General features: G+C 31.2%; 4 protein-coding genes. 3 read left to right on the top strand and 1 reads right to left on the bottom strand.

All coding sequences use genetic code 11. The annotated features are described in order from the left end of the window. Positions 1-83 precede the first annotated feature (83 nt). The 3 genes from NK213_RS17480 (at position 84) to NK213_RS17470 (ending at position 9255) form a co-directional block, all read left to right on the top strand. Positions 84-1043: a homing endonuclease associated repeat-containing protein gene (locus NK213_RS17480; RefSeq protein ID WP_253351570.1), complete on the top strand. Its 960-nt coding sequence runs from the start codon at positions 84-86 to the stop codon at positions 1041-1043. 213 nt (positions 1044-1256) lie between these two features. After that, complete coding sequence (locus NK213_RS17475) at positions 1257-8726, top strand: hemagglutinin repeat-containing protein (RefSeq protein WP_253351568.1); 7470 nt, start codon at positions 1257-1259, stop codon at positions 8724-8726. 1 nt (position 8727) lies between these two features. Continuing rightward, positions 8728-9255, top strand: a complete 528-nt coding sequence (locus NK213_RS17470) for a hypothetical protein (protein WP_253351566.1) — start codon at positions 8728-8730, stop codon at positions 9253-9255. Between the two features lie 266 nt (positions 9256-9521). Here NK213_RS17470 and NK213_RS17465 read toward each other — a convergent pair. Continuing rightward, positions 9522-10983 (bottom strand): AAA family ATPase (locus NK213_RS17465; RefSeq protein WP_253351564.1); only part of this gene is annotated, 1462 nt, incomplete at its 5' end.

Genomic DNA, 10983 nt, shown 5'->3' with positions numbered 1-10983 from the left:
GGGTTTATTACTCCTTACCAGGCTAGATTCAATTTCTTTGGATCCTAATGTTCCCATTTTGCTTGACCATTACAGTATTCTTCATGAAGAAGATTAGTGATGATGATTTACTGAATCAGATGAGAGCTTTTTACAAAAAAAATGGCAAAATATCAATAAAGTTATTTTCTTCTGATAAATCGGTATGTGATTCTTCAACTGTAATTAAAAGATTTGGTAGCTGGAATGCAGCTATAGAAAAATCAGGACTAGCAATGAAAATGAGAGCAAAAAAAGAAGAAATGAGAAAAATTCAAAAAATAGAAATAAAAAAAATGGTAAAAGAATTTATAGAAAAAAATGGAAGATTACCGTTAAAAAAAGAATATCTTTCTAGTAACGGATTACCCCATATGAGTAAGGTAGTTTTGTTTTATGGTCACAAAAGTAATTTATATGCTGAACTAGGCTATAAAGAAAAGCAATTTAGTGTAATGCTAAGCAGAGAGCAGATAATAGAGAAAATCCAAAATTTCTATAAAAGAGAAGGTAGGGAGCCGAGAGCACGAGAATTTACAATGTCAAACGATCTTCCGACAGATAAAGATATAGAAATGTATTTTAATGGAAAAGTGGAAGCCAAAATAGCAGCAGGATTTAAGCTTTCAGAAAGAAGTAAAAAATATACTAGAAAAGAAGTAATAGAAGCATTAAAAACATTTTATGAAAGAGAAGGGAGAAATCCGTTAAAAACAGATATGAAGGCAATAAATAGTCTTCCTCCTTTAAGAGCAGTAAGAGCATTATTTGGAACAGTGAGAGTAGCAAGGGAAAGGTCAGGGTTAAAATCATTTGGAAAAAAAGAGACATCTATACTAAGAGAAGATTTTGAAGAATTGTTGGTAAAAAGATATATGGAAAAAGGAAAAAGATTAACTAATATGGAAATAGAAAGAGATGAGGACTTACCAAGCGTAGTTGCTATTTTAGGAAATTTAGGTATCCAAAAATTACCGGACGCATGGGAATATATAGAGAAAAAATATAAGTTAAATAAAAAATAATAATTGAAAAATCTTCACGAAAAATTCACATGAAAAAACTATAATGTAGATGAGTAAAATTAATTGACAGGAAACCATAATTTTATGTATAATTATAATGAAAAAAGCTAAAAAGTAACGGATAAAGAAATATAAGGTAACAGATTAGGAAAACTAATTACAATTACTAAGTATCTCATTTATTGGTTGCTTTTTTTATTAATGGGAGGAATTATGAAAGGGAGAAAAATAAAAAAAGTATTGAAAGTATGGCTGTTAATAAACTTATTGGCGAATATAGGTTATGCAGATATAAAAGTAGATAAAAATGTACGACAGAATACAAGCGTGGACAGAACACAAAACGGAGCCAATTTAATAAATATAAATACACCAAACTCAAAGGGTATAAGTGTTAACGACTATTCAGAGTTCAAAACCAAAGACCCCACAGTATTTAACAACTTCGGATCAGGAGTAGGAAGAAGTCATCTTGGCGGAATGATACCGAGTAATCCTAATTTAAGCAAGGAACAGTATGCAAGATTAATTTTAAACAGAGTAAACGGAGCAGACAGAGCAGAGATAGAAAACTGGTTAGAAGTAATGTCAGATAAAAAAACAGACTTAATATTTTCTGCAAATGGAGGATTTTATTTAAATAACACAGGCTTTATAAATTTTGACAAGGTAATTTTTACAACCTCAAAAGTATATTTAGATGGAAATGGAGATATACAGCCCTTTAATATTCGCGGGGGTAGTATTGATATTGGTCGTGAGGGAATAAATGCAGAAGGACTACAGTATTTAGCCTTATTATCAAAACAGATAAACATAGACGGAATAATAAGTGCCAAAGATGGAGACTTGGATTTAATAGCAGGAGAATTTGACTATAACCCGAATACAAGAGAGTATACAAATAAGGGAATATATAATAATGAGATACTTTTATCAGCCTCAGCCTACGGTTCAATATATGGCAACCAAATTAAAGTCGTGGTCAATTCAGGGGACGTGGGTGTAAAATCAGATTTAATCGGATATAAGGTCTTATCTATCAGTGCAGATGGAATAGTAAAAACAAACCAAGTGCAAGGAAATTCAGGAGTAGATATAAAGGCAAAAGAATTTATTCAGGAAGGTTCAACATATACAAATGGTAATTTAAATATATCAGCAGAGAAAACAACACTAATGGGAGCAGGAACACAAGCAGATAATATAAATATATCAGGAAAACTTGATAATCAGACAAATATATATTCCAAAGGAAACATATCACTAGGGAATGATACAGTAAATACAGGTAAACTAATATCTGAAAAAGGCTTAACAGTATCAGGAAATCTGAGTACATCGAATATAGTATATGGAAAAGACCTAATAAATATATCAGGCTCACTTTTTAACAGTTCAGATATTCAGAGTGAAGGAAATATAACAATAGGTTTAAGTACAACAAATAAAGGAAGAATCTTAACAGATAATATACTTCATATAAGCGGTTCAATATTAAATGAAGGCACCTTATATGGAAAAAACAAAATAATCCTACAGGACTTAACAAACATCGGAAGTGTTCAGAGTACAGGAGAGCTAACAGCTAAAACAGTAATTAATACAGGAAAAATAGTAGGAGAAGGCAGTATATCAGTACTGGATTTAGATAATCAGAATGAACTTGTAACAAATAAGGAACTTACAACAAAGAATCTAACAAATACAGGAGTATTAAATACAGGAGAAGGAATAGCAACAAACGGAAATGTAGTAAACCATGGGGTATTAAATACCAATGGTGGTTTTCTGATACTTGGAAATCTTAATAATCATAATTTATTAAATGTCGGCGGAACCTTAAATACAAGAGATTTATTAAATTATGGAAGTTTAAAAGCAGTAGGCAGTCTTTTGACAAGAGGAGTAACTTTCTATAATCAGGGGGAGATAATAACAACAGCCTTAGATGTAGAAAATACAAATATTCATAATACAAATAAAGTAACAGTTATAAATACAGGAAAATTAAAAGGTTCTAATATATTAAATCAGGGTCAGTTAAGCGGAACAAACGTAGACTTACTAACAGGAGCCTTAACAAACAGTGGAACAATAATAGCGGAAGAAGTAATAAATGCAGGAAATACAGTACTTAACAATACAGGATATATAGGTTCTAATCAAAAGATAATCTTATCGGGAAGTAATTTATCAAATACAGGAAGTTTAGAATCAAATATAATAGAGATGTATAATATATCGGGATATAATAATAACGGCGGAAATATAAAGGGGACAGGAGTATACTTAACAACATCAGGAAATATAGACTTAAGAGGAACATTACACGGCGAAAATGACTTGCAAATAAATGCTTACGATATATGGCACAATGATATGGTAACAGGAAAAGGCTATATAGAATTAAAAGGTCACGACATAACTAACAATGTAGAACTGGCTTCGGGTTCAATAGTAATAGAGGGTTCAGGAAATATAACAAATAACAGTATGATAACAGGAAGAAACGGAAATATATCAGGAAATAATATAGTAAATAATGATCTGATAGCCTTTTCAGAACAGACAGTATTAAGAGCAACAGACAAACTGACAAATAATGCAACTAAAGCAATATATGGCGGAAATTTACTGGATATAAATTTTAATACACTGGAAAATTTAAGCGGAGAACTACTGTCAACAGGAGTAATAAACTTAAGAGGAAATTATCTTTTAAATCAGACAGGAACAATTCAAAGTTCTGGTGATATAAATATGACAGTAACTAAGATAGATAATATAGGGAGTGTAGACAGACTCTGGGACTACGAAATCTATTATGAAACATGGGATGGTCAGATACTGACACAGGCAGAAGTAATGACTAAATGGAAAAATGAAGAATACGGAGAGAATAAGTCAAATAAACTGGAAGGTTTGTATAGAACAGGATTACTTGCAGTTTTAGACAGAGCAGAGTATCAGTTTTTACTTGCGAATATCTTTTTAGAAGATTTATGGGGTTTAAATCCAACAGCAATAGACTATAAGCACTTTACTCAGGGATCGGTAGAAGGATATTTTGACAGGTATCCAATGGACGAGAGTACATATATAAGAACAAGTTCAACACAGTTCCCGGGAGTAGCACTGAAAGGAAAAATAAGAAGTAATGCAGTAACAACATATGCGAATATATCAGCAGGAAATAACATAATAGTAACAGCTAATGAACTAAATAATAAAGACGGAAAAATATCAGCAGGAAATACAGCAGAATTAACAGCGACAACAATAAGAAATAATACAACATTAGGAAATTTAGTTCAGTTAAAAGATGGAGTAGAATACTATAAGCAGGAACATTACGGAAGCGGAAGCGATAGGAAATACCATGTGAAATACTGGAGAGGAATAGAGAACGGAGATCAGGCTTATGTAACAGGACAGGCAAGTGTAATTGAAGCAAGAAATCTGATCATAAATACAGGAAACCTTGAACTGACATCAGAAATACAAAGAGATAAACAGCTTATAACAGGAAGTACAACCTCAGGAGGTTTTGTGGCGGGTAAGACAGTAAATACAGGTCAGACTGGTGGAACTTCTGGAATAATAAATGTCGTTAAGAATATGACACCAATAGGAGACATAATAGCAACAGGAGTATTGCCTATAGACCCTTTATCAGCGCAGAGCAGTCTTTTTAGTACATCAAAAGATTCAAACTCTAAATATTTACTGGAAACAAGAAGCCAGTATATAAATCTTGGCGAATTTTATGGAAGTGACTATTATCTATCAAGAATAGGATATGATGAAAACAATGACTGGAACAGAGCAAGAAGACTTGGAGATTCATATTATGAATATCTATTGGTAACAAGAGCAATATCAGATAAATTAGGAACAAGATTTATAAATGGTCTAAGTGATAAGGAATTGATGAAAGCCATGCTTGATAACTCGGTGGAACTTCAAAAAGACCTGCAGTTATCATTAGGAGTAGCCTTAACCTCAGATCAGGTAAAAGCCCTTAAGAGTGATATAATCTGGTATGAGTATGAAGTAGTAAATGGAGAAAAGGTACTGGTGCCAAAAGTATATTTAAGTCAGGCAACTTTAGCAACAATAGAAACAGACGGAAGAGACAGAGTAGGCGGACTGGAATTAACAGCTATAACAGCAGATGAATTAAGAAATAACGGGCAGTTAATAGGAAATGGCGGAGTAACATACATAAATGCAGGAAGAGTATATAATGTAACAGATACAAATCAATTATCGGAAATAAGAGGGAATCAGGTATCAATAACAGCGACAGAAGGAAATATAGAGAATATAGGCGGAGTAATAAGAGGAATTGAATCAGTGGCGCTATCAGCCAAAAATGGAGATGTAATAAACAATTCAAGTAAGGTTACAGCAAACAGTTATGGAAACAGTAATAATAATACACAACATGAAAATCTTTTGAGTATAGGAGAAATAAGCTCAGGAGTAACAACATATATAGAAGCTGATAATTATGATTCAAAGGCAGGAATCCTTGGAGGAAAAACAGTAATATTAGATGTAAAAGAAAATGTAACAATAGGAGCTTTAACATTAAGCGGAGAAGATAATTCTGGTTCAGGCAGTGATAACTATGCAGTATACAGAAGCAATCAAAATGTAGGCGGAGTAGTGTCAGCAGATAACTTATATGTATCAGGAAAGAATCTTAACATAGAAGGCTCAACAGTAGTAGTATCAGAAAATGCCTTACTAAATGTAGAGAAAATAAATATAGAATCTAAGGTAGATGATATTTACAGCGAATCAAAAGGAACAGACAAAAGTACTTTCAGTAGCAGAGAACAGCATACAAAATCATATGAAGAGCAGAATGTGGAAGCCCAGCTCTTTGTAGGAGGAAGCACGGTAACAAAGGGAGATATAAATATAATAGGAAGTACCTTTGTAACAGGAGATGATTCTTATCTTGGAGGAAATGTAACATCGACATCAAGAGAATTAAACAGCTCTTATTATCATCAGGAAAAGAAAACAGGATTTGTATCAAACTTTGATGTAAGCAGCGGAGGAATATCGGCAGGAGCAGGAATACAGAGAACAGAAGATACAATAAATATAAATCAGAAGACACAGGCAATGTCAAATGTAAGTCTTGGACATGGAACAATAGTAGACGGAGATAAATTCAGTTTATCAGCAACAAACTTTCAACATGGGGCTATTGTGGTAAATAGTAAGGAAGTATATTATGGAGCTACAAAAAATACATATGACGAGCAGACAGAACATAAAGAAAGTTATGTAGGTGTAAGTGCTTCAATAAGTTCACCATTATTAAACAGAATAGATCAGATGTATAATGGAGTAGAGGCAGCGAGCAAAGGAAACGGAACAGCAGGACTGGTAAATGGAGGAGTAGCAGTAATAAACTCAGCAGTAGGGACAATAAATGGTCTTGCAGGAAATCAAAGGGGGGCTAATAATAATTTTTATGTATCAGCAAATGTAGGTTTAACAGCTTCTCAAAGTGAAAGTAAGAGCCACACTTATTATGAAACAGGGGTAGTTACAGTAATAAGCGGACTTGATGAGAATTCAAGTATAACGTACAATAATACAGATAAAATAACATATGAAGGAACACAGTCTTATGGAGATACATTTATTTATAACAATGTAAAAGAGATGGAGAAGAAAGCAGTGGAATTAAATAATTATTATAGTTCATCTTCAAGCAATACCACAGTATCAGGTGGAATGGGCTCAGGTGGATTAAACTCAGTAAATTTAAGTGTAGCAGGAGGAAATTCCAACTATACACAGGAAGGAACAAGTTATCAGAATGGAATTTTTGTTGGAGTAAATGAAACCTATAATAATGTAGGAAAAATGACAATAGACGGATTTGAGCAATATGGCGGAAAAGTAACAGGAAATATAGCAGAATTAGATATAAAAAGCAAACAGAATACAAGTAAGACTGACGGATCGAGTTCAAATTATTCGGCAGGAACAAATACACAAATAATAGGAACCCCGAATGGCGGAAAAGGAATAGAGCATGACGGAATAAGTTCTTGGACTGTAGGAGGAAATCAAACAACAGGAGATAGAAGCTATGTTGATACACCAAGTGGATTTATAATAGGAGAAGGTTCTGATTTATCAATAGGAAAAGTAACAAATGAGGGAGCAGTAATAGGAACAGAAGAGAATACAAATAGTAAAATAAAAATAGATGAATATATTGGAAAAGATATAAATAATAAAGATAATTATAATGTAGCAGGTGGAACTATAAGTAATGGCGGTATAGGAGTAGAGTATCAAAATAAAGAAAAAGAGGGAATAACTCACAATACAGTAGTAGGAAATGTAGAAATAGGAAAATCATCAGGAGATGAAATAAATAAAGACCTGAATAATATGCAGGAAACGACAAAAGATAAAGACAGTGGTCATTACAATACATTTGTAGAGAGTGGAGTACTGGTATTGGCAACAGAACAGGGAAGGAAAGATTTTAAAGAAAATATACAGTTGGCAGGAGAAGAAGTAGCGGCAGTAGGTCGTGTAATAGATACAGTAATAAATAAGCAGGAAGATGACAAAAGAAACCCTATAGGAGTATTAGGAGAGGAAAGACAAGCAGAAAAATGGAGAAATGAAGGATTGGTGGAAGACTTTAAAAATGCAAAATCACAGGAAGAAATGGCAGAAGCAATAGAGAAAATAGGAGCAAAAGAAGGTTATGAAGTAGAAGTAATTTATACAGATTCATCAAACTATGAAAATCTTGAAGGCAGAGGAGGGCAAGCCTATATAGATTCAAATGGGAAAATAGTAATATTAGTGAATACAGAAGCAGAAGGAATAGGAAATAAAGACATACTTGCAGGAATATTAGCGGAAGAATTAAGCCATGGAATAAATTATGCAAATGAAAAAGATAAAGGCTCAGGAACAGAAACTTTAGCAGGACATTCAAATAATTATTTTACTGGAAAACTAGGAGATAGCAATACTTCATTAAGTTTAACAGGAGACGGGAAAGATTATAATAATGTTGATTTTGGAATTCATGTTGGAGATCAAACATATGTGAATTCAATTGGTTTGGAAGGTGGAGGATTTTTTAAACTATCTGGTGAATTGGGGCTAGGGTATATTTTTAATCCAAACACAGGAAAAGCTTATATAATTGGTGAAGCCTCGGGAAATATAGGATTAAAGACTGATTCAGGAGCAAGTATTGGTATTAATAAGTTTTTTGCACCGTATGTAAATACCCCTGATGAATTTAGAGGAACATATTTTTTAATCACAGCTAGTGCTGGACTTCCAGGAACAAAAATTGGAGCAGGGACAGGAATATTAGTTCCTGTAAATTTGAAAACGGGAGAGCTGATTATAGCAAAGGCAGGGTTAATTGAATCAGCTTCCATCGGGGTAGGAGTTTCTCCAGGAGTAGTAACAATAGAATTTGGTAAAACATCTGTGTATGATATGGAGTCCATAATAGCTATGCCTAATCCAGGAAAGCAACCAACAAATGATCTTTTATATTTACATCATGCTATGTTTAAGATCAAAGCGAGAAATACTATTCAAACATTGATGAAATCAGATGAAGCCATAAAAGCAATTCAAAAATTGTACAATGAAAGTAGGAAATGACATGTTAGAATTATTATATGTGGTATTTATATTGATAATAGTGACTTGTATTATGGTATCGCTAAGAAAAAATGCAACTTTATATAAATTTATTATTTCAGGAATTTTATTGTTAACTATTGTTCCAATTATTTTTCTAATTATTGGAATAAAAACAACAAATAATAGGAAAGAATTTTTGAAAATTATAAATACAAGTTCTGATAAATCAGTAATGACAGGAAATTGTAAATTAAATAACTCTAACTTAATAATAAAAGAGCTAAAAAAAGTGAAACCATATATACCGAACCACACAAATTATGTAAATCCTATAAGTTTAAAATTAGAAAATAGTAGTATGACTTTTATATTAGCAACTGACCAAGTAATAAAAGACGAATTATGGATATATTATAAGGGGAGAGAAATAGGGCGTATAACAAGTGAAAAAGTATATGAAGATATTTATAATGGAAACTGTAAAGGGGCGTTGGAGATAGGAAATCTTGATAAAGAACGAAGAATAAATGGTGTCATCATAAACTAGATAAATTTGTTCGGGATATTTTTTTTCTGCTATAGTAAAGTTAAAAAAGTGACAGATAGTTTAACAAAATAAAATCATTAAGGAAATTTAAAACAGATAGTAAGTGTATCCCTTTTCTATATATTTTATAGAAAAGGGATTTTTATTTAAGAACATAAGCAACATTATCGGACGTTGTTTTTGGTTAGAATTTCGTTAAAAAAAATAAAGAATTAACTTTTAAAAATATAAGCTAAATTCTTTATTTTTTAACGTTTTTTTATTTACTATTCTATTTGACTCATCATGTCATAATGTTGACTATGCCCTAATTTTTCGAAAATAAGCTTAAAAATTTTTTTATGATTTTCGATATTATCTATATTTATATCACAATGGAAATCATCAGTAATATCATGAGAATTGTCGTTAATAATAGAAATTAATGTTCGACATACATATTTATCATTGCCCTCAAATTTATTTATTAATTTTTCATAATTATTTGCTCCAATAATATTAAAGTAATATTCTAAAATTCGCCGCATAGTATTATAACAGGTAGTGTGTGAAACATTGGCACTATTTAATTCTTTCCACATTAGTTGATATGAAGAATTTATGGGGTTTGTCTTATATGATGTCAAAATTGTTTGATTATCTTTTTTATTTAGTATCCCAAAAAAGACTTCATCTTTTCCGTAGTGATCTCTGCTACCTAGAAAATTTATTTCTTTGTGAAAATAAGTATTATGTGTAAAAATAAATAGTTGGATTATACCATTTTTATTTTCTCGACAGTCGTCTCTTATCTTTTTAACAAGATTACTAACAATAAATAATACATGATTGTCTAAACTAGAAACTGGATCATCAATGACAATAATTTTACTAGAGGTAAGACCTGTTTTTTCATGGCTACCATAAACTAAATAATAGAAATATAAAAAAGTTATAAAATTATATTCTCCTTCACTAAGAGAATCCTTGACAGGAGTTTCGTCATCTCTTACTAGTTTATATGTTCCTTTAGAGTTTTCTTTAATATAAAATCCCTTAAAATCAAAACTTTTAAGTGTTTTATTGATAAATTGAATAGTAGGTGTAATATTAGTTGTTGAGGCTTCTAAAGTTTTGATTTCAGAATCTAATTTATCTATTTCTTTTTTTGTTTCTAAAATAATGGAATTTATATTAGTGGAAGCCTTATTGAGTCCATTACTCTTTTTTAGGTAGTTTTTTATTTTATCTTTTAAATTTAATATAGTATATTTCCAAAATAGGTCTTTACAAGAGTCGAATTCTTGCTGTCTGTTATTGACAATTTTATTGTTAGAATCAATTCTTTCATTATAATCATAAAGAATATTATTAATATTTTGTAATAAAGGTCTGATATTTTCAATTTCAACTTTTTGAGATGGATTGTTCAATTTTTTTTCCAATTTTTCATTATTTAATTCTATTAAATTTTTCAGGTTATTAAAGGAAACCTTAAGGTCAGAATGAGCAGTAAAATTAAATTCTTTTTTTTGGATGTTCTCTATATATGAATTGATTTTAGAAGTTAGTTTTTTATACTCAACACAAAAATTATTTAGATTATTTAATTCTATTTCATAAGAACGATCAAAAAAAGACTTTAAATTTTCTAAAATATCATTAGAAAGAGTGTAATGGTCAAGCAAAATGGGAACATTAGGATCCAAAGAAATTGAATCTAGCCTGGTAAGGAGTAATAAACCCATT

Origin of the sequence: Sebaldella sp. S0638 (genome assembly GCF_024158605.1) — a bacterium.
Taxonomy (GTDB): domain Bacteria; phylum Fusobacteriota; class Fusobacteriia; order Fusobacteriales; family Leptotrichiaceae; genus Sebaldella.
The sequence above is the reverse complement of the archived record's forward strand: the minus strand, read 5'-3'. Positions and strand labels throughout refer to the sequence as shown.

Bases quoted from the DNA above. Each gene is read 5' to 3' on its own strand.
- NK213_RS17480 (WP_253351570.1), top strand. From the start codon at position 84: ATGAAGAAGATTAGTGATGATGATTTACTGAATCAGATGAGAGCTTTT.
- NK213_RS17475 (WP_253351568.1), top strand. From the start codon at position 1,257: ATGAAAGGGAGAAAAATAAAAAAAGTATTGAAAGTATGGCTGTTAATA.
- NK213_RS17470 (WP_253351566.1), top strand. From the start codon at position 8,728: ATGTTAGAATTATTATATGTGGTATTTATATTGATAATAGTGACTTGT.